This is a genomic window from Sphingobacterium sp. GW821-FHT03E03 (assembly GCF_059420745.1).
On sequence record NZ_JBWKUH010000001.1, the window covers coordinates 613,650 to 640,648 of the forward strand.

Consider the following 26,999-nt stretch of genomic DNA (forward strand, 5'->3'; position numbering starts at 1 on the left):
ATTAGTTTTTAACTAAACACTTACTCCTATTTCAATTTGCGTACCCGATCCAAGTTTGCTCTGCATAGCAATAGATCCATTGATCCATTTGATTCTGTTGACCATATTATTTAATCCCATTCCATAATTTGCCGCAGAAGAGTCAAAACCTTTTCCATTGTCTTCTATCAAAACCTGCAATATTCCCTGTGATTTACTTACTTGAACAATAATAAGGTCTGCATCTGCATATTTCAAGGCGTTTGAGATCGCCTCCTGGACGATCCGATAGATTGCCAACCCTTTTTGAAAGTCCAGACGTACGTCGTCCTCATAATTTTCAAATTGGATCTGAACCTTATTATTTCTCATCGAAAGACACAATTGTTCCAATGCTGCTATTAGACCAAATTGCCGTAATGACTCGGGCATCAGATTATGCGATATCCGTCGAACTTCACCCAAAATATCGTTCAGTTTGTGGGGCAATTCATTCGTCAAATCGAATTCACCTGCTTGCTCTCCAGCGATCTTAAATTTTAATCCTGTCAGCATGCCGCCAATACTATCGTGCAAATCTTGTGCAATACGCTGCCGTTCCTGTTCTTCCGCTTTGAGCATGGATTCGGAGATTTGCAGCTGTTTTTCCTTCGCCAATTTCTCCAAAGCAATCTCATGATTAATCTGGATCTGTCGATTCAGTTTCCGTTGTTTTCTATAGGAAAAGGTGACAAATAAAACTACAATGAAAAGCAAAATAGCAATGCCTAAAACAAGAAAAACCTTTAATTGATTGCGATCTTTCTCAGCACGCAGATTTAAAATCAATTTTTCTTTTTCTACAGTTTTGTATTTAGCCTCCATTTCGTTCATCTTCTCCAAAAGCTGGACTTTCTGAATACTATCAGAGAGCTTACTCGCTACATTGGACATCTTAAGTGCTTCTTTGTAGTCCCCCATCAATTCATTCACAGTAGCCAATTGGCTATAAACAATTTTACTGTTGTAAAGATCACGTGTCAACAATCCATTTTTTACAATTTCTTCCAATGGAAGTTTCGCTTCAGCATATTTTTTCTGCATCAAATAGACATTAAACTTTCTAAACAGCATCATCTGATAGGATTTCCAATTGTTCATTTTCTTCGACCATTCCAAACCAATATTCAACATACGTAACGCTTCATCTGTCTGTTGCTTTGTCGTAAAATAGAGCGCTTCATTGTAATAGTAATTGGGTAACTGAGAAGAGTTGGGGTTGTCTCCTAACATTACCTTGACCTTATCTAACAATTGCCGGGCCTCTTTTGATTTAACCTGGTAGCAATAGGTGCTAACAGCGTTTAAATAGGCTACCAGTAGCGGTGTGCTCTCTGGTTGTTGTTCCAGCTGTTTGATCGCTATCTGATGATACTCATCTGCTTTTGCCAATTGATTGGATGACATAAAGGCCATACCGATCATGGTGTTTATTGCGCCTTCCATGAGGGGATCGTGTGCTTTGGCATAGGGCATACATTTACCATTGAGTATATCCAGTAAATCAGCAAAACCTTTTTTCGGAAATCGAATTAACCCCAGATTATACCAAGCTTTGGCCAAAAGTCCCTGTTGAAAGGGCTGTTTGGCATCTCCAAGAATGTCTACGCACTTTTGTGCTTCAATCCCAGCACGTTTACTGTCTAAAAATTGTCCATAGTAGAAGCTTTTGTAAAGCGCTCCCATGGCGTGAAGGCTTCGAAAAGGCTTAGCTAATCGCTCTCCCTGCCGCATATTTTCCCAGAATTTCACGGTATCCCGAAAGCGGTAGTAATCTGCCAGATAAAAGTATTGTATTGCCTGTATACTGTCACTTGAGGTCGACTTCAATAGCATTTCGGCATCCGCCCGATATTTATCCTCATTTAATGGCAGAAAACTTTGGGCATTTGTACGCTGTAGAGTGAAACACAGCATACAACAGGTAATTAACTTTAACAAAACTCTACAATGTAACCTCATTAATCAGACACCTTATATAATTATGAAACAATAATAACAGTTTATTGCATTTTTTTGAGATGCAACGCTATAGATGTGCTATTCTGGGAAATTGAGTGAATACTACGAACACTTCAACACACAGTTTCTCAAAACTAAGCAATTTTGAAAACATATAAAGCACCTCAATGAATATCGAGGTGCTTTATTATTAATAATGTAACAATAATTTTTAAACTGCTTTTAAGAAAATACTATTTTCAGGAACGTGCCAACAGTGTTTAAAATACTGCTGTTCGTGTGGTTGCGATATTGATCAACAGGTCCAATTTACGTTTATAATCCGACGAGATCTCCCTTGAGTCTGTGTTTTCAAATAGTTCCCTTTTAACAATAGGTACACTAAAAGGTAAAGTCCATGCCCGTAATGATTTTGCTATTGCATCCATAGCGTTGATCCCTTGTAGGGCCTGTACACCATCCGCCCAACAAACCAGTCCGATATTTTTATCGGTGAGATATGCCGGACTGTTCTTTGCGCTTATCTCTAGCCAATCCAAACAGTTTTTCATTACCCCCGGTACACTTCCGTGATATAAAGGAGATAGCCAAAAATGCAGGTCTGCCTCCAGAAAGAGATTGTTCATGATCTTTACACTATTGGGTATCCTGCTGAGACTTGTATCAAATAGTGGTATTCCACTATCCGCAAGGTTAAAAACACTATTCTCAATACCTAGCTGATTCAATTGTTCAGCGAAATAATTAGACAATACTCCGGAAGTAGATTCTTGCCTACGCTCCAAGGCGCCATTAAATATTAATGCTTTCATTGTTTCTTATGCTCTTTTAAAAATAACCTTTGGCATTCCGACCTCTCCGTACATCAATGTTGTAACAATCGGAATTAAGCGTGCAGCAGCTAGCATATAAAGTGATTCTGGCATATTTGGCCTTGCCCTCACAACCACCTTTTGATCCTGATACGGAGACAAATCTGCCCGCTTCAAATTTTGGGTCCATAATTCCAATTCCAATGCTTCCACACGTTTAAAATCGTAACAAGCCACATTAGGATGGAATTTATCGGCTAAAGCCATATAGATCCAGGGGGGAATGATGGCATCAACAGAACAAGTAAAAGCAACAGCTTTGCCTACAAAGGGTGTCAATTCCAATGCGGCAAGAGCCGCTTTAAACTCCTTTTCTTTGACGATCATTTCTTGGTAAAAAAGAGCTTTGATGTCAAATTCTATAATTTCAAGTGTAGTTTTGAAATCAATGAGATCGAGCGCCAATATACCCGAATTTTCAACCTTATTTACAAACATGTTATTTTATAATTAGTATACCCGCTTAATTGAATGTTCAAGGTTTTAAATCAATTTATCGATCACTTCTTCGTACTGTTTTTCGACGGCGGACCAATCTAAGACAGACCAAAACGCATCCAAATAGTCTGCTCTTTTATTCTGATATTTCAAATAATAGGCATGTTCCCATACATCAACACCCAAGATAGGCACACCCCTACTTGTCAATTGGGTATCCATCAAAGGATTATCCTGATTGGGCGTCGCTACTACATCCAAAGTACCATTGTATTTAATATAAAGCCAAGACCATCCAGAACCAAATTGTCCGAGTCCTGCATTTTTTATCCTTGTTTTCAACTCATCTAAGGAACCAAAAGTTGCATCTATTTCCTTTGCCAACTTTCCAGTAGGTACTGTTTTCGGTGTTGCAGATAAAATTTGCCAAAACAAGGAATGATTGTAGTGCCCTCCGGCATTGTTGCGAATAGCTGGGCTATATTGGCTCACCTCCGCCAGGATATCCTGCAATTCAATACCTTCAGCACCTGTACCGACTACGGCTTTATTTAAATTATCAACATAGGCCTGATGATGTTTTTGATGATGAATCGTCATTGTCTCCTGATCAAAATAAGGTTCAAGTGCCCCATAGGCATATGATAAATCTGGTAATTGAAATTTGCTCATGTTATTTTAGTTTTATTGTTTTAATAATGAATCAAAACTAACTAATAGACATCAATAAAACAACCAAATAGTTGTTTTATTGATGTCATAAAATTTATCCTCTGCTAGACAAAAACTTTAATACTATTGATTATAGCAACAATTGAAAAAATAGTATCTTTGTTCAGAAAACATTAAAACAACTTTTTAATTGTCAAATGCAGAAGGCTCCAGCAGATAGAATATTAATGTTATTAAAAATGCGAGGCGAGGTTACGGCTGCGCTTATTGCGGCAGAGTTGGGTATTACAAAAGAGGGCGCCCGCAAACACCTGCTCAATCTTGCTAATCAGGACCTAATAGAATCTTATGCGAGAAGTGAAGGCATAGGCCGACCATCCTCCTATTATTGCCTTTCACCATTAGGGCTTGCAAAATTTCCAGATAGTCATGCTGAAATTACTGTACAACTCCTGCAATCCATTAAACAGGTGCTTGGTGATAATGCCTTGGATCTATTAATCACCGACCGCGAGTCAAAAGTATATCAGAAATATATGAATGCCATATCTGATACCAGATCTATCGAAAAAAAACTTGATATTATCGCTACCAAGAGAACGGAAGAAGGATATATGGCCGAATGGAAAAAAGAAGCCGAATCTTATCTCCTCATTGAAAATCACTGTCCCATATGTGCCGCAGCAACTGAATGTCAAGGTTTTTGTCGTTCAGAACTTCGCAATTTTCAACAGCTTATCGGCCCATCATATTCGATCAGCAGAATAGAATACATTATCGAAAATGGTTCCCGTTGCACTTACCGCATAACGGAAAGAAAATAATGTAACTTTTTCAGTCGCATCCTACAGAAATTAATAATATACCGAAAAGTATTTTTTATCTTTGAAACCAAAGAACAGCGTCATCATGTCAAAAGCAGAACAGACCCGACAATTTATCATTGAGAAGACAGCCCCTATCTTTAATAAAAAAGGATACTTTGCTACTTCACTTTCAGACATCACTACAGCTACAGGTTTAACTAAAGGCAGTATCTATGGTAATTTCAAAGATAAAGATGACCTGGCACTTCATGTTTATACCTATCAAAGTAAAAAAATTGCTGATGGTGTAGATCAGCTGATTAGTCAACACAGAACTGCTTTAAAGAAGCTTTATGCATTTTTTGATTTTTACAAAGAAAATTTCAAAAACATCGCTGCATCAGGAGGATGCCCGTTGATGAATGCTGCTATTGAGGCTGATGACTCGCTCCCTTTTTTAACGCCAAAAGTCAAACGATCATTTACGCTTTGGCGGCAACGATTGATTTCTATATTAGAAGAAGGAATTACGAGTGGAGAGTTTAAACAGCATATTTCTGCTGAACACTTTGCAATTACCTTCATGGCGATGATTGAAGGTGGAATTTTACTTGCAAAAATCTCCGGACGTGGTAAAGATCTTACCATCGTAATAGACAATATGAAAGACATGGTGGATCGGGAGATAAAAATTTAATTTTCTCAATAAAACACATACCAATCGGTATATTAACGCATTAATTCTAAAAAAATAAAAAAATGAAAAGAGTTGTAATTACCGGCATGGGAACAATTAACCCACTGGGAGAGAATGTTGATACATTCTGGGATAATATCTTACGTGGTGAAAATCATACAGCTATCATTAGCCGTTTTGATGCGTCTCTGTTTCGAACGCAAATCGCAAGTGAAGTCAGGAACTTTCAACCGGAGAAATACTTGGATAGAAATGAAATCAAGAGAAGTGACCTATTTACGCAATATGCTTTGTATAGCGCCTCTCAAGCCTTAGAAGATTCCGGTTTAGACCCCAACAGCATGGACCCATTTGATATTGGGGTCATTTGGGGCGTTGGTCAGGGCGGAATGGAAACATTTGAAAATGAAGTTGAAAGTTATGTAAAAGGCAATTATATTCCACGGTTTAGTCCGTTTTTCGTTCCCAGACTTATTGTCAATATGGCTTCAGGAATGATATCGATGAAATTTGGGCTAAAGGGAATCAATTACACAACGGTATCCGCATGTGCGACCTCCAACACTGCTTTCATGGACGCATTCAATTATATTCGATTAGGAAAGGCTAAAGTTTTTATTAGCGGCGGTTCAGAAGCTCCTATTACTCCGGCTTCAGTTGGCGGCTTTTCCGCGATGAAAGCAATGTCCAGCAGACACGATGATCCTAAAACGGCAAGTAGACCATTTGATCGAGATCGTGATGGATTTGTCATGGGCGAAGGGGCTGGAGCCTTGGTATTGGAAGAATATGAGCATGCTAAGAAAAGGGGAGCAAAGATATATGCAGAGCTTGTTGGAGCTTCGATGACTGCTGATGCCTACCATATGACTTCTCCTCATCCCGAAGGCATAGGCGCAGCCAAAGCAATGTCACTGGCAATGGAAGAAGCTCAAATTAACAGTGACCAATTGGATTATCTGAATCTTCATGCCACATCTACCCCGGTTGGTGATATCGCTGAACTGAAGGCTATGCAACTTGCATTCGGCAAATCTAACAACCTCTGGGTCAGCTCAACCAAGTCAATGACAGGACATCTACTCGGTGCGGCAGGAGCAATAGAAGCAATTATCGCCATAAAGTCAATAAACAATAATGTCATTCCAGCAACTATAAATATCGAAAATATTGATCCTGCAATTCCTGAAGGTATCAATATCGTTGTCAATCAACCGTTGGAAAAGACTGTTCAAACAGCAATGAGCAATGCTTTCGGCTTTGGCGGACACAATTCAAGTATTCTGTTTAAAAAGATTTAATATTTTTTAGAAAGATCTTGACAAAGTGTAATAAACACACTATCTTTGTAGTATCATAATTTAGGTTTATAATTGGTTATTTAAGGTTTTCATTCTCCCCGTTTGAAAACCTTTTTTTTATGTCTATTCAACGTCCTTAAAGATAATAAATCTAACCTTCTTTATTTTTCCTACACAATAGACCTGATGAAAAAGTGTTTATAACTGAATGTTTTGATCGTCTCTGCTGATACGAAAACCATCGAAATATGCAGCTCCTACACGACGACAATTAGTTCCAAATACTACCTGAAATCAACAAGCTCGTTATTTTCGGATCTTCACCACAACTACCCTAGATAACAGAATATAGTGTTTGCTTATATTGTTGTACATATTCTTTTGGATTGCAGCCAATGATCTGCTTAAACACTCTATTAAAATTTGTAATACTGTTAAATCCACAACTGTATGCGATAAACGAAACACTATCTAAGTGATCTTCTGTTAATTGACTGCATACTTCCTTCACTCGAATTCTATTGAGATAAGTCACAAAGGTAACGCCGCAATGTTTTTTAAAGTATCGACAAAATGCCTGTGGTGTAAGGTTCGCATAATCAGCAACCTCTTCTAGACTAAGATCATGTTTGTGATTTTCTTTAATATAATTACAGATAACATTGATCCGATTCGAACTATGAATCGTATCTAAGATCACTTCTGCTCTTTCTGCACAGAGCGGATCCGTCTCCTTTGATATGCTCGCCAAAGACCTCAATAGATAGAAAAAATGCATCAATTTATCCATTTGGTCGGAAGATTTCAGTTGTAATACTCGTTCTGAAATTTGCTCAAAGTATTCCTTAGGAATTTTAAAACCACAGGAATTATTATAGATAAACTGATTTAATGATTCAAATTCCTCTAATGAGAACAAGAACTTGAGCTTACCATTGGGGTCAAAAAAAATCGAGATAGAACGAGACTCATTTGAAAAACCGTCCTGCGAAGACGACTTAAATACGTGTGGCTGATTGGCACCCAAAAAGAAAATATCGTTTTCTTTAAAAGGATGTAATGTATCTTCAACAATCAATATTCCTCTTCCCTTTACTATCCACATGAGTTGAGCTTCTTGATGTCGGTGAAGATGCGGATAAAAAGTTTCTAAAATATCCTCTTGTACTGTTAAACTTTGGCCTTGCATTGTCGGCACATTAAATTGGAGCGTTTTCATAGGATTTCATAGTTTATATTTGTATTTACTGCTGTTTAGTTAATATAAATATAATAACTACGAAACAAGTAAACATATTAATCATAATCCATGAAAAAACAAAAACAAAATATGTATATAATGTGATAATATTTAGCAATCCGCAAATTTTCCATTCAGCATTTGATAAAATCAGGCATTAAAACTTAATATCTTACAAAAACAAGGTTAAAATACAATTAGACTTTGATAAATTGTGATAATTAATATTCAATATAAACATAGAACTTTATTAAATTTCGATATTATTTTGTTTTCATGTATCAATTATTAAAAATAAGCAATTGTAACAACGTTAAAATATCAATCACAATACCGTTTTTGAATAAGAGTCTTCAAGATTAAAAGATTAAATTTTGCGATATTAGCTCGTATATTATTTATGTAAATAATATCGTTTTAAATCTTAATTATACGTTGCCTCTCTTAATTTTCACAAATATGTTTAAGAAAGAAATCTATACCACCCGTAGGAACGAGCTCATTTCAAAATTTTCCTCTGGAAAAATCCTTTTTTTAGGGAATATTGAGAACCCGATCAATTTTGAACACAATACCTATCCATTTCGCCAAGACAGTAGTTTTTTATATTATATTGGTATAAAAGCTCCTCGATTAGCTGCTGTAATCGATATTGATCTGGGAGAAACACTACTATTTGGAGATGAAATGACCATCGACGATATCGTCTGGATGGGACAACAACAAACCTTAGCAGAAAAAGCCGCTCTTTCAGGAATTAATAAATTACATCCTTTTGATCAGCTCTTCGACTATCTAAAAAAAAGCGATCAAAATATACTTCATTACCTTCCCCCCTATCAATCGCACAATAAAATATTGCTTGGGAAATTGTTTAATTGTCCTATTGACCAGCTTCAACCATCTATAGCTTTAATTCAAGCTGTTGCCGCACAACGAAGTATTAAATCAGTAGAGGAAATTATTGAACTGGAAAAAGCTGTAGATGTAGCTGTAGACATGCACCGTCTTGCTATCCAGATGACCAAACCCGGTCGTTATGAATATCAGATTAGCAATGCCATGCAGCATTTTGCACAGGATCAGGGCATGTCGTTTTCTTATCCACCAATCGTTACCAAAAGAGGCGAAATCTTGCACAACCATATGCAGTTCCATCAAGTTCATGAAGGCGACCTTCTTCTGAATGATTCTGGAGTTGAAACATCATTGGGATATGCTTCCGACCTAACCCGTACCTTTCCGGTTGGTAAACGTTTTACTTCTTTACAGGAGGAAATTTACCAGATCGTTTTACACGCATTTAAATCTGCTGAGCAGTTGTTAACTGCTGGAATCCGTTTTAAAGATATCCATTTAAAAGCCTGTGAAGCACTCGTAGACGGATTGATACAGGTCGGGTTTATGAAAGGCAACTCTCAGGATGCTGTTGCTAACCATGCGCACGCGTTATTCTTTCAATGTGGACTAGGTCACTTGCTCGGATTAGATGTACATGATATGGAAGATCTGGGTGAACAATACGTGGGTTACAGCATATCCGAACCTAAAGACACTAAGACCTTCGGTCTGAAATCCCTGCGATTGGGCAAGGAATTGGAAGCTGGCAATGTACTTACCGTGGAACCGGGGATCTATCTCATCCCTGAACTGACGCAGCTTTGGGAGCAGCAAAATCTGCACAGGGATTTTGTCAATTATGACTTTCTGAAGAAACATCTCGATTTGGGAGGAATTCGTATTGAAGACAATTATCTGATAGAGGAACATGGTTATCGTCGTCTCGGAAAATACCTCGAACGTGAAGTGCAAGAAATCTATCGCCTAAAAGACAATGCAATCGATTAAATACTTTGGAGATCCCAAGTAACACATCTCCTCTGGATTAAATGATAGACAAATAAATAATCACATACAAATGAATAGAATTAGACATTTTATTATCGCAAAACTGTTATTGGTTCTTTACCTATCCAATCCTCTCTTTGCGCAAAGACTCTGGACTGATATTGGTGATCAATATTATGAGTTTTCGGATAAAGGGATTGAGATCGTCAATCCAAAAAATGGAAACCGGGGAATCTTTTTATCCCAGCAATCTCTTATTCCAAAAGGCAGCAATACGGCAATAAAGGTTGAGGATTTTTCTATCTCCAAGAATAGGGAGCTAATATTAATTTACACCAATAGCAAAAAGGTTTGGCGAGAAAATACAAGAGGTGATTATTGGGTATACAACAAGAAATCCAATCAATTGACGCAATTAGGCCGCCAATTTCTATCATCCCAACTGATGTTTGCCAAATTTAATCCTCAAGCCAATAAAGTAGCTTACGTCAACAAAGCAGACCATAATATTTATGTGGAGGATCTCACAAATGGAAATATAAACGCTGTAACGAAGGATGGTACAGACCGTATGATCAATGGAACTTTCGATTGGGTTTATGAGGAAGAATTTGGTTGCAAAGATGGTTTTAGATGGTCGCCTGATGGCCTTTCTATCGCCTACTGGAAGCTTGACGCAAACAGTATCCGAAATTTTCTAATGATTAATAATACGGATAGTCTCTACTCTTTTACCATCCCAGTGGAATATCCGAAAGTAGGACAGTCTCCAAGCGCCTGTTCCATATGGACTTATGAACTTGCTAGCAAAAAAAATAGCCGCATAAATATTCCGGGAGATCCTGCACAGCATTATATTCCACGTATGGAATGGTGTATGGACAGCAAACAGCTTATTTTTCAGCAACTCAATAGGAAACAAAACGAAAGTAAGATCTACATAGCCTCCATTGCTACCCATGAAGCTCAAGCAATACATCACGAAACGAGCGATTCCTGGATAGACATCAAGGCAAGATGGAATAATAATGATCCTTCGGGCTGGGACTGGATACAGGATGGAAAAGCATTTATATGGGTATCGGAAAAAGATGGCTGGCGAAAAATCTATCAAATTGACTTAAAAGGCAATGAAAAGCTCATTACTAAAGCAGATTATGACATTATTAATCTTGATTTTCTAGATCCAAAAGGAGAAACAATCTATTTCACTGCTTCTCCCAGCAATGCGACTCAAAAATATTTGTATAGTGTCTCTACTAAAGGTGGCTCACCAAAAAGGCTCACACCAGCATCTTTCGAGGGAACTTGCGACTATGATATTTCAAAAGATGGGAAGATCGCTATCTTCAACTTTAGCAACCGTGCTGAGCTCAAACAAGACGCTATTATCGAACTCCCTACTCACCGGACAGTAGTGGATTTTGAGGTTAAACGTGAAAAGAAAGTCAGTGATGGCATAGCAGAATTTTTCAAAGTTAAAACTACTGAAGGTGTAGAACTAGATGGCTGGATGGTCAAACCGCTGAATTTCGATCCTAATAAAAAGTATCCGGTAGTCTTTATGGTATATGGTGAACCTGCTTCACAAACTGTAATCGACAACTTTAGCGCGGGTTATAACAGCTTATATAGAGGAAATATGGCCCAGGATGGATACATCTATATTTCTTTGGACAACCGTGGCACACCTGCACCTAAAGGTAGCCTATGGCGCAAAAGTATCTACCGCAACATTGGTCAGCTCAATATTCGTGATCAGGCATTAGCCACACAGGAAATATTAAAATGGTCATTTGTAGACAATTCGCGCATCGCAGTCTGGGGATGGAGTGGTGGTGGTTCGAGTACACTCAATTTGCTCGGACAATACCCACAAATCTATAAAACAGGTATAGCAATAGCCGCTGTTGCCAATCAACTACTTTATGATAATGTCTATCAAGAACGTTATATGGGACTTCCACAAGAAAATTTAGCAGACTTTGAGAATGGTTCGCCATTGAAATATGCAAAAAATATCAAAGGAAATCTACTGTATATACACGGAACAGGAGATGATAATGTTCATTATCAGAATGCGGAAGTTCTTATAGACGAATTCATAAAAAATAATGTACAATTTCAGTTAATGTCCTATCCTAACCGTAGTCATTCCATTAGTGAGGGCGAGGGCACACATGAACATTTAAAAACATTATTCACGAATTATTTAAAACTACATTGCCCTCCAGGCGGAAGATAAGCGAATGAAAAGAACACTATTATATACACTAGGTACCTGCGGTATTTTAGTCGCAGGCCTCCAGCAATCCCACGCACAACTGATGAAGGAAAAAAATGAATTCACGCGAGCGGATTCATTGCGGGGATATCTCACGCCATTACGTACTTGCTACGATATTCAATATTATCATTTGGACGTGAAAGTAGATGTAGACAATAAATTCATTTCAGGTTCCAACTTATTCCGCTTTAAGGCTACGGAAGACTTTGAGCGTCTACAATTTGATTTATTTGCGAATCTTAAAATTAATAAGGTTATCTATCAAGGGAAAGAGCTTTCATTTACAAGAGAATACAATGCTGTTTTTTTGAACTTTCCTACTAAGATCACCAAAGGTACGCAAAGTGAATTCACGGTGTATTATGAAGGTCATCCCACAGAGGCAGCCCGCGCTCCTTGGGACGGAGGCTTCGACTGGAAAAAAGACAGCAATGGTAAACCTTGGGTGGCTACAGCCTGCCAAGGCATGGGCGCTAGCGTCTGGTGGCCTAATAAAGACCATCAATACGATGAAGTCGACAGTATGATGATTTCTATTGCTGTCCCAAAAGAAGTAATGAACGTATCTAATGGGCGATTGGTAAAAGTGGAAAAAATGAAGGATGGATACAACAAATACCATTGGAAAGTTGCCAATCCGATCAACAACTACAATGTAGCCATCAATATCGGAGACTATATTCATTTTCAAGAAAAATACAAAGGTGAAAAAGGTCCTTTGGATGTTGACTACTATATCTTGCGGGAGAATGATAAAACAGAAAAAAAGGCTCATCTTCAAAAAAATGCCAGACAGACGTTAGAAGCATTTGAGCATTGGTTTGGTCCATATCCTTTTTATGAAGATGGTTACAAACTGGTCGAAACCTATCATACGGGTATGGAGCATCAAAGTGCTATTGCCTACGGCAATCACTATCAGAATGGATATCGTGGAAACGATGCTTCGGGAACAGGTTGGGGGCAAAAGTGGGATTTCATTGTAGTCCACGAATCGGGCCATGAATGGTTTGGCAATAATATCACTTCTGCCGATCTCGCGGATATGTGGATTCATGAGAGTTTCACAAATTATTCTGAGGGTTTATTTATAGACTATTTCTACGGCAAAGAAGCCAGCCAGGCATATGCGCATGGTATCCGAAGTGGCATTCACAATGACAGCCCCATGCAAGGGCCATATCACGTCAACAAAGAAGGTTCTGGTGATATGTATCCAAAGGGAGGTGTCATGCTCAATATGATCCGTACTATGATAGATAATGACGACAAATGGCGTGCTATATTACGAGGTTTGAATAGTAAATTCTATCATCAACAGGTAAATTACAGTGACATTGTGAATTATGTAAGCCAGCAGTCTGGTCTGGATCTATCAAAAGTATTTGAACAGTATGTTCAGCATACCTCTATTCCAACATTAGAAATCCAACAAGATGCTTCTGGTAGAATAATGGGTAGGTGGATTAGCGAGATCAAAGGGTTTCAGATGCCAATCCATATTGGAATAAAAGGCAAAAAGAGACAGCTCATTCAACTAGATCAACAGTTCAGAACGATAAAAATTGCGGGATTAAATAAGGGAAACATCGATGTCGATACATTCAATTATTATATAGGCCTTTTATCAGAATAACAGCTATTCAAAAGCATGCTGGAAGATACGATACGAGAAAATAGCATGATTTTGAAGACTTTGGAGACAAAAATTTAACAGTTGCCCCAAAAGCAGGTAATCCTATTTTTGGGGCAACTGTTTATAAAACGAATTGTTAACGGTCAAAACGATCTGGTTTAAATCCGACAATACTGGGCTCAATTTCTCTAGCAGCCAATAGGTCACAAACGATCTTGCCATAGGCAGGTCCCAAACTCAGCCCCATCATCCCTCCTCCTCCAGCTACAATAGCATTGCCGTATTTTTTTAATCTTCCCAAATAAGGCAATCCATCCGGTGAACAGGGTCTGTAACCATACCATATTTTGTCTTTAGGATAATCGATCTGTAGTTCGGGATAATATTTGGGTATAGATTCTACAATCCCCCTCACTCGATTTTCATAAATTTTGTCGTTTGCAGCCCCTAATTCCATGGTGCCACTAAATCTGATCTGGCCGTTCATTGGCGTGACAGCAACCTTGGCCTCAAGTAATAATGCCGCATGATTTAATTTCCTTTCTCCTTTTGTGTCGTACATAAAGGAATAACCTTTTCCGGGCAAAAGTGGTGTATGGACATGCAATTTTGACATCAATTGCGGTAAATAAGCTCCCCCTGTTAGTACAAATGCATCAGCTTCAAAATTCCCCTTGTTGCTTACGGCAGTTTTAATGGTATTTCCGATTGTAATAAATTTTTGGACTTCAGTTTTCTCAAAAAACACCACACCTGCAGTTTTCAAGTACTGAATCAACTGTTGCATTAACTTCGGGGGATATAATTTTCCATCGCAACGATAAAGTACCGCACCCAAGATATCTAGTTTGAGATTCGGTTCCAGTACTTTTACAGCGTCCGCATCTAATACTTCTACGTCTAACCCAAGATCTTGTGCGCGATGCGCCAATTCGGTTTCCTCGTGCTTCACCTCGTTAGATTTATACATCATCAGAATACCATTTTGTTCCAACTCAAAATCGAAACCATCTTCTGCATTCAATTCATCGTATAACCGACTACTGTAAAGATTGAGGTCACGGATCGCAGTTGCGTGCTGCTCAACATGTGTCCGATTTGCATGTTTAAAAAACTTCAATCCCCAATCTATCAATCGTGGATTTAACGAAGGCCGTACATAGAAGGGGCTTTTGCTATTAAACATCCATTTTATTCCTTGCGCCACCATTCCCGGTGCCGCCAATGGGGTAAAATGGCTTGGCACAATCATTCCAGCGTTGCCATAGGAACAATTATTATCAACCTCATTTTTCTCCAGGATTTTCACATCCCATCCATCTTTAACAAGATAATAGGCCGAAGCAAGCCCAGCAATTCCAGCACCTATTACGACTACTGTACCTCTTTTATGTTCTTTCACTTTATTATTATCAATTAATCTATCAAATCACTTGAAAACCGCCAAAATATGGATCTTCATCATCCAAAAAAATGGTATTGTATCCTGTTATTCTTGCCCAGCCTTCTACCGAAGGTATGATCGCTGGCTTTCCGTCGACCGTAGTCTCTCCTTCTATTTTACCAATAAATTGAGAGCCAATGTAGCTTTCGTGCACAAATTCATCACCTTTTTTCAGCCTACCTTTTGCGTACCATTGTGCCATGCGTGCTGAAGTACCCGTGCCACAGGGAGAGCGATCCAACGCATTCTCGCCGACCAAAACAGCATTCCGTCCAGAGGAGCCAATATGTACAGGCTCTCCCGTCCACTGTATGTGGCTTAATCCATGAATATTAGAGTCCTCAGGATGGGTGAATCTATATTTTTCATTAAGTAATTTTCGAATTATTTTACCATAGTGGATCAACTGACTCGCTGAATAAAATTTGATATCTTTAAAATTAGTCTGGGGGTCGATGATACCATAAAAATTTCCGCCATACGCTACATCAACAGAAATAAGGCCCAAATCTGGGCAATCGACAGTTAGGTCTTCTGCATATAAAAAAGATTTTACGTTTGTTAACTTGACACTTTTTACTTTTGATCCTTCCTGAACGTAGTCGATATGCACCAACCCAGCGGGGGTTTCCAATCTTAATTTTCCTGGTATCTTTGGTTGGATTAATCCCTCTTCTATAGCGATGGTAACTGTACCAATTGTACCATGCCCGCACATAGGCAGGCAGCCACTGGTTTCAATATAAAGAACAGCCATATCATTTTCTGTATTGAAAGGTGGATAAAGCATACTTCCACTCATCATGTCATGTCCACGGGGCTCAAACATCAATCCTTTGCGAATCCAGTCATATTCTTGCATAAAGTGCAGTCTCCGCTCCATCATTGAGTTACCCTTTAAAAGTGGGGCGCCGCCAGCAACCAATCGTACCGGGCATCCACAGGTATGCGAGTCAATACAAAAAAAAGTCTTTTTCATTTGTATAAATTATTTGTTCATCATTTATTTTTAGATTGAGATATTATTCATAAGTATTTATTTTCAATGGTATTCATGAGCTCGTTTCACACAGCTTTCGGCGGTATAAGTGTTGGTCTCATCGGTATAAATAAAGTCGTTTACTCACCAAATTGGTATTTTGAGGTATTCGTGAGCTCAATCATCCGGTTTGAATAAATCATGATAGATTTATAATCTTTTTTAGCGTTATTATTCTTTTGTCCAATGCTGATTTACCAATCGTTCTATTTGCAGCGGATTACCATCTTGCAATTCTTTCGGCAAAAACTCATTCGGCCAATTTTGAAAACTGATTGGACGGAGAAAACGTTTGATCGCATCGGGTCCTACAGAGGTAAAGCGTGAATCGGTCGTCGCTGGAAATGGCCCGCCGTGTTGCATAGCGTGTTTTACTTCAACACCAGTTGGCATACCTTGAAACAACAGTCTTCCGCATTTGTTCTGTGCAATGGTGAACAAATCCTGGTATTTCCACATATCATCGTCAGATGCTGCGAAAGTCAAGGTTATCTGACCAACCAAATGTTCCATTAAAATCTTCATTTCATGACGATCGGCACAAGAGATAACCAATCCAAATGGTCCGAAAACCTCTTCTATTAGTTCAGGATTGCGCAATACCTGTGCTGCATCTGTTTCCACCAACATCGCTTGAGCAAAACCTTCTTGCACATTATCTGTGCCTTCTGCCAATATATTGACCCCGTTACATCCAATCATCTCGCCTCTCAACTGATTATAATGATCCAATATACCTTGGTGTAACATTTTACCAGCAGCAACAGATTGTATTTCACGCTTCAGATGAGCTTTGAGTGTATCCAATTTTTCTCCCTCAAGGCCAATCAACACTCCAGGGTTGGTACAAAACTGTCCCACACCCAATGTTAATGATCCAATATATTGTTTTGAAAATGCTTCGACATTGTCTTTTAAATAGTCCGGCAAAACAAATACAGGATTTATACTACCCATCTCTGCAAAGACCGGAATGGGATCAGGTCTTGATTGCCCTAAATCAAACAGGGCCTTCCCCCCAGTAAACGATCCCGTAAAAGCCACCGCTTTTACCAACCCGTGTTTAACCAATTGCTGTCCTATTTCAAATGAATTGGACATAACATGGCTAAAGATATCAGCAGGAGCGCCGTATTTTGAAATTCCCCGATGGATGGCGTCGGCCATCAATTGAGATGTTTTGACATGTGCGGGATGAGCTTTAACAATGACGGAGCATCCAGCTCCAATGGCACTTGCAGTGTCTCCACCAGCGGTGGAAAAAGCAAATGGAAAATTGCTCGCTCCAAAGACAACCACAGGCCCTAATCCTTTATTGTATTTACGTAAATCGATCTTTCCATCGGGACTTTGGTCAATTCTAACCTCACTATACAAACCTGTATGAACCGCATTTGCATACATACGCCACTGATTCACTGTTCTTACTTTTTCACCTTCAAGTCTAGTAACAGGTAGAGCGGTCTCCAAATGAGCAGTTTCTATCAGTATACTGTCAATTGCTTCAATTTCATCAGCAATCGTATGCATCAATTTTGCTCTTTCGATCACATTTCGTTGTTGTAGAAACTGAAACCCTGCTTCAGCCTGCTTTACTACAACATCAATCTCATTTTCGTTTTGAATCATTCTTTTCTATTTTGCCAATTTAAATGTTCAGTAGAAACTTTCCAAGTCTTCGCCGTCGGAATATAACTTGAAGAAGCCCTGTTATAATAAGGGTCTTGTTGCTATTGCATCAGCAATGATCTTTTTAACCCGTTGCTCTTCCTCACCAATCAATGGTAATCTCGGAGCTCTTGTATAGGGTGTTGAAATCCCTTCCGCTGTAGCCGCCAATTTGATATATTGAACGAGCTTGGGGTGAATATCCAATTCCAATAAAGGCATAAACCAGCGGTATATCGTTAGCGCTTGCTTATACTCGCCTTTATGAGCCAGACGATACATTGTAACAGTCTCCTTTGGAAAGGCATCCACCAGTCCCGCAACCAAACCGTCAGCCCCCAACATTAAAGATTCTAAGCACAACGTATCCACTCCCGCTAGGATCTTTAAGCGATCGTCAAAGCGGTTTTTCAGACGAGTAATATTAGTTACATCTCGTGTTGACTCTTTCACGGCCTGAATATTTGGCTCCAGCAACAGTTCCTCAAACATATCCAAAGACACATAGGTACCATAATCAACAGGATTATTATAGATTAAAATTGGTAATGTTGTGCTCTGCGCAACAGCGCGAAAATAAGCAACAGTCTCCCTATCATCAGACTTATAACGCATAGGAGGCAACAACATCAATCCATCCGCGCCCAAATTTTCACTGGTTGTTGCAACTTTAATGGCATCGGCAGTCGTATTCTCCGCAATATTGAGCAAAACAGGAACACGTCCATTCACTACTTTCAATGCATGTTTTAATAACTCGTATTTTTCCTCATTACTCAAAACACTAGCTTCGCCCAATGACCCTGCAATAATTAATCCGTGGACTCCGGCCTCTACCTGTGCTTCAATGTTCTTTGCAAACATGTCAAAATCCAAATTTCCATTCTCATCAAATGGAGATAACATTGCTGGATAAATTCCTTCCCAATTCAATTGTGCCATAGTTTAATAAATTTTTTTAAATTCCTTAACACAAATCTATATGCAATAAGTTGCTCAGTCTTCTTATGAATTAATCAACTCTGACCTAATATTGACCTTTTATGAGTATCCACTGGCCAAAGACTTATAACTGGAAAATACAATTAGAATCAATATAATAAAACATCAGTTAGTAATATCATAACTGGATAACTAATATAAAATACAAAACAAGCATTTTATTTAAAAACCCTTGCAAGTGTGTACAAAACACACTACCTTTGTCTTATCATAATTTAGGTTTATAATTGGTTATTGAAGGTTTTCATTCTCCCCGTTTGAAAACCTTTTTTCGTTTTTACATTACACTAAAATTTGTGAAATATATTGTGTTGATGTATTTGATCCATTATAACAGTGAGCAAGGCAGATGCAGAAGAAACACTGGCAGTAGTAAAGGCTGCTGGAGCGGAAGCGATCCTGTTTCAAGCGGATCTTACTAAGATCGAAAATATGAGCAAGCTCTTTGATACGGCGGTGTTGCAATATGGAGGAATCGATATTGCAATTAATACGGTCGGTAAAGTATTAAAAAAACCGATCGTAGATACAACAGTGGATGAATATGACAGCATGAGTGATATTAATTCCAAAGTTGCCTACTTTTTTATCCAAGAAGCAGGCAAAAAATTGAACAACAATGGTAAAGTTTGCACGATTGTCACATCGTTACTTGCGGCATACACAGGGTTTTATTCTACATATGAAGGACTGAAAGCACCCGTTGAACATATTACGCGTGCTGCGTCCAAAGAATTTGGCGATCGAGGTATTTCGGTGACAGCAGTTGCTCCTGGTCCAATGGATACACCATTTTTTTATGGACAAGAGAGCGAGGATGCAGTAGCTTACCATAAATCCGCTTCTGCACTTGGGGGGCTGACTGACATTAAAGATATTGCTCCTCTAGTCGAATTTCTGGTGACAGATGGTTGGTGGATTACCGGACAAACCATTTTTGCCAATGGAGGGTATACAACACGATAGTGTACCATCATCAAAGGCATCTTTCTATTTAAAAGATGCCTTTGATGTTTAGTAAGTCTAACTTACCAAATCCTGCAAAAATTTCAATTCATATTGATCGTCTACAACTGTTCTAAAAAATTGAGATAATGGGGTACACTCTGTTCAACCCATTCTTCGGAAGCATGTTTTTCGATACCATAGTATGCAAAAAGTGGTTGATAATTGGCGTGAACATAGTTGAATGTAATCTCAAAAGGACTTGTCAATTGATCTAGGCTATATTTATACTTTCCATTTGCACTATATTCTACTTCGTCAATCCCAACAGAAAGGGCCAAAGCGATCTTCTTTCCTGCTAACTTGTAACCACTCGTCTTTCCATATGCCCAGCCATAGGTCAATACCTCATCCAACCACTTTTTAAAAAATGGAGGGCAGTTAAACCAATAAAATGGAAATTGAAATATGATTTTATCATGCTTTTCAATCAATTGCTGTTCCACAGTAACGTCAATTTTTTCATCTGGATATCTTTCATGCAATTGATGGATTTCATAGTTCTCCGGATGTTTTTCCAATTCCTCGATCCACCTCTTATTAATAAGTGATTCTTTAATATTTGGATGTATTACAATGACCAATGTTTTCATTATAGCTAATTATTCAATAGTTTGGATGCTAATTAACACGGCATTCGATAGCCGTAATTGTTTTATTAACTCGATTATTTTGACTCAAAAATAGCGAGATATTCCTTATTTTGGCTCACAGGTAGCCCAATGTTCGGTACTATAAAAAATGTGTGTGATGACAAAAATCAAAGAGAGTTCAACCAATTTTGCCAATAAACAAATTTTAGCGAATGATTGCCCTGAGGTATTTGCGGCTAATATTATTGGTGGCCAATGGTCTTTGGCTATTTGTTGCTATCTAATCAACGGAAGCCTCCGATACAGTGAAATCAGAAAATGCCTTCCTAATATCACCGAACGCATGTTGACTTTGCAATTACGAAAATTAGAGGAAAGTGGAGTCGTCAAACGCACGGTATATGCTGAGGTTCCTCTACGTGTAACGTATGAATTAACAGCTATTGGCTATGAGCTATCTCCTATCATTCATGAACTTGGAAAATGGGGAGAAAAATTAAAAGGTCTTTCGATGTAGGACGCTATCGTATAAAAAAAATATAAAAAAATTTGCATAGTGTAAAAAATACACTTACATTTGCAGTATCATAATTTAGGTTTATAATTGGTTATTGAAGGTTTTCATTCTCCCCGTTTGAAAACCTTTTTTCGTTTTATCTAAGTACTTATTTTCCGTTCTTCGCTCTGCTATTAGTCAGACCAAATACTTTTTAGTGTATATAAATCAGCCTGATCCAAAACCGCTTGACCATTTGAGATACTAATACCATATTGCAAATTATTGTGGTCAAAATTGTAATTTATTGGCATATAGATTTCCCCATTTTGGGCAAAAATCTCAAGGCCAGTACGATCTACGAACAATCTCAACATCAATTTTCCATCTCTTAGAGGAACAATTGCCCGCACATTGTCTACAACCATTTCTTCAGTAGCAACATTATAATTCATGATTAACCCACGCACATTGATTTGTATGTTTCTGGCACTTTTAGGCGTTATAATAAATTTGAGTTCAACAACATCGCCGCTAAAATGCTGCAAATAATTTAGCTTGCCGGGCTTTAAGCTGATTTGACCAATGTGCAACTGATCTTTTCTTAATTTTTGTAATTCAGCTACCGGTTTCCTAAATAAACGTAGACCTTTTTCTGTCGTTTTTAACTTCAATTCCATTGGTATACTCATTGATTGGTTGAAGGCTGTAGCACCGTGATTGGTATGGGTTCGCCACCATCCGATCTCGATACGACGTCCCAAAGGCTCGTTGCTAAACGTCTGTGCAGCATAGTAATCACGACCATATTGACTAAACAACCTTTCTGCCTCTGGGGTGAACTTTTTGCCATCAAAACTCCCTATAGCATATTGGCTATTGGCACCCGTTAAAATCCATTTTTTTTGTTTCGGATCATCATCCACCGCCAGTTCAAAAAATTCGGGACATTCAAATAGATACCGGTCAATTCCTTTACCACCATAAACTTTACTCGCAAACTCCCATGTTTTCATATCCTTTGAAGTAAATAAATGCATGCTATGCTGTCCATGTTCTTCCTCGACATATAAAGTTAACACCCAACGCGCCGAAGGTCCGTGCCATATCACTTTAGGATCCCGGTTACCAGTTGAAATCTTATCCAAGATATGGTTTGGCAACTTCTTAAATTCCTTTCCGTCCAAAGAATAAGCCAGTCCTTGCTTCCAAGATTGTTCAGCTGCAGTGTAAAATAAGACCATAGGAACCATTAAATTATTATTTCCTAATCCACTGCTATTTTTAGTATCTACCACTGCCCCGCCACTAAACATAACTCCCGATTCATCGGGATATAAGGCCTCTCCCAATTCTTTCCAATGGATCAAATCACTAGATACAGCATGCCCCCAGTGCATATTGCCCCAATTAGTACCATAAGGATTATGCTGAAAAAAAAGGTGATATTGTCCTTTGAAGAAAACGAGCCCGTTAGGGTCATTCAGCCACCCACGTTTTGGAGAAAAATGAATTTGCCCACGTTCCTTTTCAGTGTACACCGCATTATCATCCTGTAGATCAGCTTGCTCAAAGGAATTGAATCTGTGACTATTCCCATCAGGAGTAGTTATGCTCAGCTTAAGGGATTGCCCCTTCCATTTCTCAATATCCAAATAAGCGATCCAATCGTATACACTATCCGCTAATTCAACATCAAACCATCTTACTTTTTCATTGTTGAGCCAAAGTTCAACATTCCGTTTGGGAGCTCCATTTTTAACAGGAATTTTTAAGTACCGATTTGAGACATAAAAGGTCCGCTTTCCAGAAGTCTGGCCACTAACATGAAAGACAAATGTGAGAACACCAATAAGAAGGATAAGAGTCCTGTTCATAATTTTTATGGTTATTATCAAAATGAAATAGTAGACTTTTAAAGGTATCGACTTCCATCATCAACCAATCTCAAAGCCTCCTAACAAAAATATCTACAATACCCGATATATTTAAATCAAGATAGATCAAAATACATCTGATTTGTCTCAATTAATATAATGAATATGAACACATTGCTGGTCAGTAGCAACAATAAAAAGAATCAACTAGCTCAAGGATAAAAGTCTTAAAAATAAAAAAGCGAGGGATAAATATTAATATCCCGCGCCTTTTTTATATGGATTAAGTATTCCTTTCGGATTACATTTTATAATACTGTTCCCAGCCTCTTGCAGGCGGAGGTCCTGCCAAAAGTGCATTCGCAAATCTATCATTACTGATTTCTTTTTTCTGAGGATCAAAAATCAGTTTCGCATTTAGACGCTGTGCAATTACTCCCAAACAGAACACTTGACTTAAAGGTCCTGCAATTTCAAAAGCCGACCTTGTTTTCTCTTCTCCTTTACATGCTTTTAGGAAGTTGGCATAATGATTAGATGGTGATTTCGGAACCTCTGGAAGGCGGGATTCTAATTCCTTTGCCTTCGTTTCAGGAATAATCTGCAAAATACTTGCGTGAGAACCTCCTTTGAAAGTCAGATCCTTTCCATAGATAATTTTTCCAGGATTTAATTTCGCTGGCTCTAACTTACCTGTACTGGGTGCTGGAATGTTCGGATCCAATCCCGAAACCCCATAGCCCTCTGGGATTGGTGGCAAATTATCTAAGCCATCATACCAATTAATATCAACCGCAGGCATCTTTTTTCGCTTCGGAAAATGAAATTTCAGTGTTGAAGACATGGGAAAAAAATACGAATTATGTCCATCAAGCTTTACCGCACTTACTTCTGTTGGTAACCCAAGATCCAAAAATTCATGTGCAGTATCTAAGATGTGCGCTCCCCAATCACCAAGAGCTCCCATTCCAAAATCATACCAGCAACGCCATTGTCCGTTCACAAAATCTTTATTATAATTATGCCCCAGAGTCTGCATTTGCCACAGTTCCCAGTCTAATGTGTCTGGCGTAATTTCAGCCGCAGGAAATCCTTTCATATTCACATCCCATCCATGCCATCTGCGGGGCATATTCATATGCGCATCTATGCGCGTAATATCTTTAATTATTCCCGCATCCTTCCAGGCCTTGAATTGAAAGTAATTCGCTTCAGAGTGCCCCTGATTCCCCATCTGTGTTATAAGTTTTGGATTCTTCCTCGCTTTATTTGTCATTAATTCGACTTCGAGAAATGTCCTTGCCATTGGTTTTTCCACGTAAACATGCTTTCCAAGATCTAGGGCCAGCATCGTTATGGCAAAATGGGAGAAGTCTGGTGTACCGACACTAACCGCATCGATTTGGCTACCCATTTTATCAAACATAACTCTAAAGTCTTTAAATTTTGGTGCATCTGGAAACATGCTCAAAATTTCCTGGGTGTGTTTAGCTCCCAAGTCTACATCACAGAGTGCGACAATATTACAAAGGCCAGTTTTATAGAGTTCTTTTATAATATCCGCAGCTCTATTGCCGAGACCTACACATGCCAAATTAACCCGTTCATTCGGCGATGCTAAATTGACCTTACCAAGAACGCTATTCGATAACATGACAGCACCCGCTGCAATAACAGATTGTTTAACAAAGCTTCGACGTGATAGATAATGATTCATATGAGCTTAGTTTTGTGTATTAATCTTTATACTGCGAAATGAAACTCGATCGCCATGATCCTGTAATAGAATGGAGCCTTCTTTTGCTTCACCAAAGTTGTCCCAGTCCTTATACTTGCTAATCGCGACAAGGTCCTTAAACTCCTTCGATCCTCTTTCGTAACTCAACATCTTTATTCCATTCAGATAATGCTCAACCTTGTTATCCGCTGTAACCACTACCCGACCTCTGTTCCATTCGCCTATCGGTCTCCGGGCACGTGCATCTCTATTCGAAGTGATGAGATCATATAGTGATGCCAGGCTCCGGTTACCATCCCGACCTAACTTTGCATCAGGATGTAAGGCATCATCAAGTACCTGAAATTCTAGACCAATAGCCGATCCTTTGGACTTTTCCTTCAATGTGACAAAATATTTTACTCCGCTATTCGCTCCAGGACTAAGTTTAAATTCAAAGGAGAGGTCAAATGCGGTATATTTATCCTTCGTTATGATATCACCGCCATTGGTAGATTCTCCACCATCAGATTTCAAAACAGTTAATTGACCATCCTTAATTTCCCAACCACGATCAGGAAATTTATCTCCATGGATGCTTCGCCATCCATTATTAGTTTTACCATCAAATAGCAGCTTTACTCCTTTTTTCTTTTCGGCAGCCACTATTTCATTTGGCTTTAGATTGACGATATAAATATCCTTCGGAAAACCTTTTGTCTTCAGATCAGCGGTCTTTATTTTAACATTTTTGAAATAGACTTTCTTGCCATCTAATTCTGAAGGAATACTATGTACTTGTAATCCGATGAATCCAGTTCGATCAATTGTATCTACTACATAAGAAACAGGAATATCATTGATCCAGGTACGCAACTCATCACCGATTGCCTCTATTCTAATGTGATTATACTCTTCGGCTTTATACGCCTTCTTTGCATTTTCATTGAGATCCAACGGATAAAGCCAGCCGCGGCGAGCTTCATCATAGATACCACCTGTCCACGCCCTGGATGACGGGTCAATCTCCACTTGCCTTCCATAGACCTTGCCACGGCCATCATTTGCTTTTGGGTCAAGATGACTCCGGGTCTGGATTCCTGAATTCGTTTGACTGCCTTCGAGCTTAACATCTAGTTCCAATATGAAATCACCATATTCTTTTTCTGTGACCAAAAATGAATTGGGCGTTCCTTTAGTCATTCGTCCCACGATTGCGTCCCCCTCAATAGAATAAGGAGCTTTCCCACCAACGGTTTTCCAGCCATTCAGCGTTTTTCCGTCAAAAAGATTTGTCCAACCTTTTTCTGTGGTCTTATTCATCTGCGCATGCGATAAAATTGTATTTCCAGCCATCGCTGCCACTAAGACAAACTTAAATAATGTTTTTCTTTTCATTGTGATAATTACTTCTTGAGCTCGTATGCCCGGTTTATTTATTGAATATTGGTCTATTAATCATATTACGTGCACGCTATTTTTCAATATTGGGATATTAAAGTTATTATGCAGTTTAATCCCTTTCGATTTAGGAGATTGGTACACCTTCCTCAGCCATCGGTTATTTTTTCAATTGGCTTTCTAAAACAAGATATCAATTAATATAGGTGAAACGAATCAAATTGTATGATTTATTTACGAAAACGTTTGAAACAATAGAAAAGGCAACGTATAAAACAATAACAATGAAAATACGACAAAAAAAACTATAGTCTTTGCATAGATAGCACAAAAAATTGGGTGTTAATACACCATAAGAAAACTAAAAACCAAGGAAACAAATAGATACACCGTGGTGAAATAGCATAATTCTAAAGCGAATCTGCATCGAAAGAATAGATTCTAGGTAAAAATGAAACACTAGCGACGAGAGAAATCTAAGTCACAGAATTAACTCGTCGGACAGCCTCATCTCTACTAATACCATTCGACCAATCCTGTACCAGTGAATGTTCAGACTCATAAGGTATTAATAATGGACGATAACCATTCAATTGAGTTAAGACCTGCATATAAAGTCCAATTGTAGAAGTTTCATAATCTGCTATTTCATTACAGAGCATACCAAAATAGCTTTTTTCTTCGGCCTCCTTAGCCGCAAAAATAAGGCGATAATCCTCTATCGTTTCTTTGCTCACCGAAACCCAAACACCATAATCTAAGGTTTCGTCATGATCCAAAATAGGAATCTGCAAAACAACACGGATAAAATAGTCAATCTGATCTTTATGATTGATGACACAAAAATCATCCTCTTTTTCTGCGAGTCTCTCTTTATCGACTGGACTTAATATATCATAATGAAAAGGGGCATCAAAAGCTAAAGATGGTAATTCAGTATGTTCTACACCGCAATTTTGGCAAATAAAAGTATCCATATA

22 protein-coding genes are annotated in these 26,999 nt (G+C 38.5%); 8 read left to right on the top strand and 14 right to left on the bottom strand.

Features of this window, described 5'->3' with window-relative positions; genetic code table 11:
• Window positions 1-12 precede the first annotated feature (12 nt).
• From AC07UV_RS02460 to AC07UV_RS02475, 4 genes are all read right to left on the bottom strand, one after another.
• Window positions 13-1,935, bottom strand: coding sequence for a sensor histidine kinase (locus AC07UV_RS02460; RefSeq protein ID WP_495182609.1), 1,923 nt, complete (start codon window positions 1,933-1,935; stop codon window positions 13-15).
• Window positions 1,936-2,240: 305 nt separating this feature from the next.
• Complete coding sequence (locus tag AC07UV_RS02465; protein WP_495182610.1) at window positions 2,241-2,792, bottom strand: NADPH-dependent FMN reductase; 552 nt, start codon at window positions 2,790-2,792, stop codon at window positions 2,241-2,243.
• Window positions 2,793-2,798: 6 nt separating this feature from the next.
• On the bottom strand, window positions 2,799-3,290 hold the full coding sequence (locus AC07UV_RS02470) for a DUF2480 family protein (RefSeq protein WP_495182611.1): 492 nt from the start codon (window positions 3,288-3,290) through the stop codon (window positions 2,799-2,801).
• A 45-nt stretch (window positions 3,291-3,335) separates the two neighbouring features.
• Window positions 3,336-3,962 carry a superoxide dismutase gene (locus tag AC07UV_RS02475; RefSeq protein ID WP_495182612.1) on the bottom strand — a complete coding sequence of 209 codons (627 nt, stop codon included), beginning with the start codon at window positions 3,960-3,962 and terminating at the stop codon, window positions 3,336-3,338.
• 197 nt (window positions 3,963-4,159) lie between these two features.
• Here AC07UV_RS02475 and AC07UV_RS02480 point away from each other — a divergent pair, with 197 nt between their 5' ends.
• The 3 genes from AC07UV_RS02480 (at window position 4,160) to fabF (ending at window position 6,766) form a co-directional block, all read left to right on the top strand.
• Window positions 4,160-4,786: a helix-turn-helix transcriptional regulator gene (locus AC07UV_RS02480; protein ID WP_495182613.1), complete on the top strand. Its 627-nt coding sequence runs from the start codon at window positions 4,160-4,162 to the stop codon at window positions 4,784-4,786.
• A gap of 85 nt (window positions 4,787-4,871) precedes the next feature.
• The gene (locus AC07UV_RS02485) at window positions 4,872-5,465 is read left to right on the top strand and encodes a TetR/AcrR family transcriptional regulator (protein ID WP_495182614.1); all 594 of its coding nucleotides are present in this window, start codon (window positions 4,872-4,874) and stop codon (window positions 5,463-5,465) included.
• A gap of 62 nt (window positions 5,466-5,527) precedes the next feature.
• Entirely contained in the window at window positions 5,528-6,766 is a 1,239-nt protein-coding gene (fabF, locus tag AC07UV_RS02490) for a beta-ketoacyl-ACP synthase II (protein WP_282253565.1), read from the top strand.
• A 334-nt stretch (window positions 6,767-7,100) separates the two neighbouring features.
• Here the strand turns inward: fabF and AC07UV_RS02495 are convergent, their stop codons facing one another.
• Window positions 7,101-7,985, bottom strand: coding sequence for an AraC family transcriptional regulator (locus AC07UV_RS02495; protein WP_495182615.1), 885 nt, complete (start codon window positions 7,983-7,985; stop codon window positions 7,101-7,103).
• A 480-nt stretch (window positions 7,986-8,465) separates the two neighbouring features.
• Between AC07UV_RS02495 and AC07UV_RS02500 the strand changes: the two genes are divergently transcribed.
• The 3 genes from AC07UV_RS02500 to AC07UV_RS02510 all read left to right on the top strand — a co-directional run bounded on the left by AC07UV_RS02500 (window position 8,466) and on the right by AC07UV_RS02510 (window position 13,777).
• Window positions 8,466-9,854, top strand: a complete 1,389-nt coding sequence (locus AC07UV_RS02500; protein WP_495182616.1) for an aminopeptidase P family protein — start codon at window positions 8,466-8,468, stop codon at window positions 9,852-9,854.
• 70 nt (window positions 9,855-9,924) lie between these two features.
• Entirely contained in the window at window positions 9,925-12,099 is a 2,175-nt protein-coding gene (locus tag AC07UV_RS02505; protein WP_495182617.1) for a S9 family peptidase, read from the top strand.
• Window positions 12,100-12,103: 4 nt separating this feature from the next.
• Window positions 12,104-13,777 carry a M1 family metallopeptidase gene (locus tag AC07UV_RS02510; RefSeq protein ID WP_495182618.1) on the top strand — a complete coding sequence of 558 codons (1,674 nt, stop codon included), beginning with the start codon at window positions 12,104-12,106 and terminating at the stop codon, window positions 13,775-13,777.
• 136 nt (window positions 13,778-13,913) lie between these two features.
• Here AC07UV_RS02510 and AC07UV_RS02515 read toward each other — a convergent pair whose 3' ends face one another.
• The 4 genes from AC07UV_RS02515 to AC07UV_RS02530 all read right to left on the bottom strand — a co-directional run bounded on the left by AC07UV_RS02515 (window position 13,914) and on the right by AC07UV_RS02530 (window position 18,870).
• Window positions 13,914-15,179, bottom strand: a complete 1,266-nt coding sequence (locus AC07UV_RS02515; RefSeq protein WP_495182619.1) for an NAD(P)/FAD-dependent oxidoreductase — start codon at window positions 15,177-15,179, stop codon at window positions 13,914-13,916.
• A gap of 22 nt (window positions 15,180-15,201) precedes the next feature.
• The gene (locus AC07UV_RS02520) at window positions 15,202-16,200 is read right to left on the bottom strand and encodes a 4-hydroxyproline epimerase (protein ID WP_495182620.1); all 999 of its coding nucleotides are present in this window, start codon (window positions 16,198-16,200) and stop codon (window positions 15,202-15,204) included.
• Between the two features lie 231 nt (window positions 16,201-16,431).
• Window positions 16,432-17,889 (bottom strand): aldehyde dehydrogenase (NADP(+)), encoded by a 1,458-nt coding sequence (locus AC07UV_RS02525; RefSeq protein ID WP_495182621.1) that lies wholly within the window; start codon window positions 17,887-17,889, stop codon window positions 16,432-16,434.
• 81 nt (window positions 17,890-17,970) lie between these two features.
• Window positions 17,971-18,870, bottom strand: a complete 900-nt coding sequence (locus tag AC07UV_RS02530; protein WP_495182622.1) for a dihydrodipicolinate synthase family protein — start codon at window positions 18,868-18,870, stop codon at window positions 17,971-17,973.
• Between the two features lie 396 nt (window positions 18,871-19,266).
• On the opposite strand from AC07UV_RS02530, the gene AC07UV_RS02535 reads away from it, so the two are divergent.
• Window positions 19,267-19,896, top strand: coding sequence for an SDR family oxidoreductase (locus tag AC07UV_RS02535; RefSeq protein WP_495182623.1), 630 nt, complete (start codon window positions 19,267-19,269; stop codon window positions 19,894-19,896).
• A 101-nt stretch (window positions 19,897-19,997) separates the two neighbouring features.
• Here AC07UV_RS02535 and AC07UV_RS02540 read toward each other — a convergent pair whose 3' ends face one another.
• Window positions 19,998-20,528 carry an NAD(P)H-dependent oxidoreductase gene (locus AC07UV_RS02540; protein ID WP_282253555.1) on the bottom strand — a complete coding sequence of 177 codons (531 nt, stop codon included), beginning with the start codon at window positions 20,526-20,528 and terminating at the stop codon, window positions 19,998-20,000.
• Between the two features lie 157 nt (window positions 20,529-20,685).
• On the opposite strand from AC07UV_RS02540, the gene AC07UV_RS02545 reads away from it, so the two are divergent.
• Window positions 20,686-21,045 carry a winged helix-turn-helix transcriptional regulator gene (locus AC07UV_RS02545; protein ID WP_495182624.1) on the top strand — a complete coding sequence of 120 codons (360 nt, stop codon included), beginning with the start codon at window positions 20,686-20,688 and terminating at the stop codon, window positions 21,043-21,045.
• A 173-nt stretch (window positions 21,046-21,218) separates the two neighbouring features.
• Here the strand turns inward: AC07UV_RS02545 and AC07UV_RS02550 are convergent, their stop codons facing one another.
• The 4 genes from AC07UV_RS02550 to AC07UV_RS02565 all read right to left on the bottom strand — a co-directional run bounded on the left by AC07UV_RS02550 (window position 21,219) and on the right by AC07UV_RS02565 (window position 26,996).
• On the bottom strand, window positions 21,219-22,901 hold the full coding sequence (locus AC07UV_RS02550) for a glycoside hydrolase family 32 protein (protein WP_495182625.1): 1,683 nt from the start codon (window positions 22,899-22,901) through the stop codon (window positions 21,219-21,221).
• Window positions 22,902-23,202: 301 nt separating this feature from the next.
• Window positions 23,203-24,618: a Gfo/Idh/MocA family oxidoreductase gene (locus AC07UV_RS02555; protein ID WP_495182626.1), complete on the bottom strand. Its 1,416-nt coding sequence runs from the start codon at window positions 24,616-24,618 to the stop codon at window positions 23,203-23,205.
• Between the two features lie 6 nt (window positions 24,619-24,624).
• Entirely contained in the window at window positions 24,625-26,016 is a 1,392-nt protein-coding gene (locus tag AC07UV_RS02560; protein ID WP_495182627.1) for a 3-keto-disaccharide hydrolase, read from the bottom strand.
• A 479-nt stretch (window positions 26,017-26,495) separates the two neighbouring features.
• A complete protein-coding gene (locus AC07UV_RS02565; protein ID WP_495182628.1) occupies window positions 26,496-26,996 on the bottom strand; it encodes a DUF2199 domain-containing protein in 501 nt (166 codons plus the stop codon).
• Between the last annotated feature and the right edge of the window lie 3 nt (window positions 26,997-26,999).

What these genes read in the sequence shown, in the direction of transcription:
- AC07UV_RS02460 (WP_495182609.1), bottom strand. Translation starts at nt 1,935, where the DNA reads ATGCTGTGTTTCACTCTACAGCGTACAAATGCCCAAAGTTTTCTGCCA.
- AC07UV_RS02465 (WP_495182610.1), bottom strand. Translation starts at nt 2,792, where the DNA reads ATGAAAGCATTAATATTTAATGGCGCCTTGGAGCGTAGGCAAGAATCT.
- AC07UV_RS02470 (WP_495182611.1), bottom strand. Translation starts at nt 3,290, where the DNA reads ATGTTTGTAAATAAGGTTGAAAATTCGGGTATATTGGCGCTCGATCTC.
- AC07UV_RS02475 (WP_495182612.1), bottom strand. Translation starts at nt 3,962, where the DNA reads ATGAGCAAATTTCAATTACCAGATTTATCATATGCCTATGGGGCACTT.
- AC07UV_RS02480 (WP_495182613.1), top strand. Translation starts at nt 4,160, where the DNA reads ATGCAGAAGGCTCCAGCAGATAGAATATTAATGTTATTAAAAATGCGA.
- AC07UV_RS02485 (WP_495182614.1), top strand. Translation starts at nt 4,872, where the DNA reads ATGTCAAAAGCAGAACAGACCCGACAATTTATCATTGAGAAGACAGCC.
- fabF (WP_282253565.1), top strand. Translation starts at nt 5,528, where the DNA reads ATGAAAAGAGTTGTAATTACCGGCATGGGAACAATTAACCCACTGGGA.
- AC07UV_RS02495 (WP_495182615.1), bottom strand. Translation starts at nt 7,985, where the DNA reads ATGAAAACGCTCCAATTTAATGTGCCGACAATGCAAGGCCAAAGTTTA.
- AC07UV_RS02500 (WP_495182616.1), top strand. Translation starts at nt 8,466, where the DNA reads ATGTTTAAGAAAGAAATCTATACCACCCGTAGGAACGAGCTCATTTCA.
- AC07UV_RS02505 (WP_495182617.1), top strand. Translation starts at nt 9,925, where the DNA reads ATGAATAGAATTAGACATTTTATTATCGCAAAACTGTTATTGGTTCTT.
- AC07UV_RS02510 (WP_495182618.1), top strand. Translation starts at nt 12,104, where the DNA reads ATGAAAAGAACACTATTATATACACTAGGTACCTGCGGTATTTTAGTC.
- AC07UV_RS02520 (WP_495182620.1), bottom strand. Translation starts at nt 16,200, where the DNA reads ATGAAAAAGACTTTTTTTTGTATTGACTCGCATACCTGTGGATGCCCG.
- AC07UV_RS02525 (WP_495182621.1), bottom strand. Translation starts at nt 17,889, where the DNA reads ATGATTCAAAACGAAAATGAGATTGATGTTGTAGTAAAGCAGGCTGAA.
- AC07UV_RS02530 (WP_495182622.1), bottom strand. Translation starts at nt 18,870, where the DNA reads ATGGCACAATTGAATTGGGAAGGAATTTATCCAGCAATGTTATCTCCA.
- AC07UV_RS02540 (WP_282253555.1), bottom strand. Translation starts at nt 20,528, where the DNA reads ATGAAAACATTGGTCATTGTAATACATCCAAATATTAAAGAATCACTT.
- AC07UV_RS02545 (WP_495182624.1), top strand. Translation starts at nt 20,686, where the DNA reads ATGACAAAAATCAAAGAGAGTTCAACCAATTTTGCCAATAAACAAATT.
- AC07UV_RS02550 (WP_495182625.1), bottom strand. Translation starts at nt 22,901, where the DNA reads ATGAACAGGACTCTTATCCTTCTTATTGGTGTTCTCACATTTGTCTTT.
- AC07UV_RS02555 (WP_495182626.1), bottom strand. Translation starts at nt 24,618, where the DNA reads ATGAATCATTATCTATCACGTCGAAGCTTTGTTAAACAATCTGTTATT.
- AC07UV_RS02560 (WP_495182627.1), bottom strand. Translation starts at nt 26,016, where the DNA reads ATGAAAAGAAAAACATTATTTAAGTTTGTCTTAGTGGCAGCGATGGCT.
- AC07UV_RS02565 (WP_495182628.1), bottom strand. Translation starts at nt 26,996, where the DNA reads ATGGATACTTTTATTTGCCAAAATTGCGGTGTAGAACATACTGAATTA.